The organism is Vibrio sp. 970 (assembly GCF_033339075.1).
Genome location: NZ_JAWOTW010000285.1, coordinates 1 through 720, shown reverse-complemented (window position 1 = coordinate 720; position 720 = coordinate 1). Strand labels below are relative to the sequence as shown.

Annotated in this window: 1 protein-coding gene; it reads right to left on the bottom strand. The window is 45.1% G+C overall.

Annotated features, from left to right (window positions below; all coding sequences use genetic code 11):
• Nucleotides 1–720 (bottom strand): ATP-binding cassette domain-containing protein (locus R7Q11_RS26200; RefSeq protein WP_225467001.1); only part of this gene is annotated, 720 nt, incomplete at both ends.

Sequence of the window (720 nt, the reverse complement as noted above, 5' to 3'; positions counted from 1 at the left end):
CTCGCCGCTCATGATGTTGAAGCTGAAGTTATCAACAATTTGCTTACCGTCGTAAGCAAAAGACACATTCTCTGCTTCAAAGACGATTTTGCCTGAGCGTGACGCATCTTCGATATTGAGATTAACTTTACCCTGCACTTCTCTGCGGTCGCGACGCTCTTCACGAAGTTTCTTAAGTGCTCGTACGCGTCCTTCATTACGAGTACGACGCGCTTTAATACCTTGGCGAATCCACACTTCTTCTTGAGCCAGTTTCTTGTCGAACTCAGCGTTTTGCATCTCTTCAACACGAAGCATCTCTTCTTTCTCAAGCAAGTAATTGTCGTAATCACCAGGGAAAGAGGAAAGTTGCCCGCGGTCTAAGTCGACAATACGTGTCGCCATAGATTTAATGAATGCGCGGTCGTGGGAAATGAAGATAATCGAACCTTTGAAATCTTTCAGGAAGTTCTCTAGCCATTCGATGGTTGTGACGTCCAAATGGTTGGTTGGTTCGTCAAGTAGTAATACATCAGGGTCACAAACTAGAGCTCGAGCTAATGCCGCCTTGCGTTGCCAGCCGCCAGATAAGTCACGAAGTAATGTGTTTGGACTTAACTTTAGGGCACTAAGTACGTTTTTAACTCGGTCATCAAAACGCCACGCATTTGAATGATCCAATTGTTCTTGAGTTTTTGCTAAGCGGTTGATGTTCTTTTCGCTTGGGTCTTGCGCAACAAG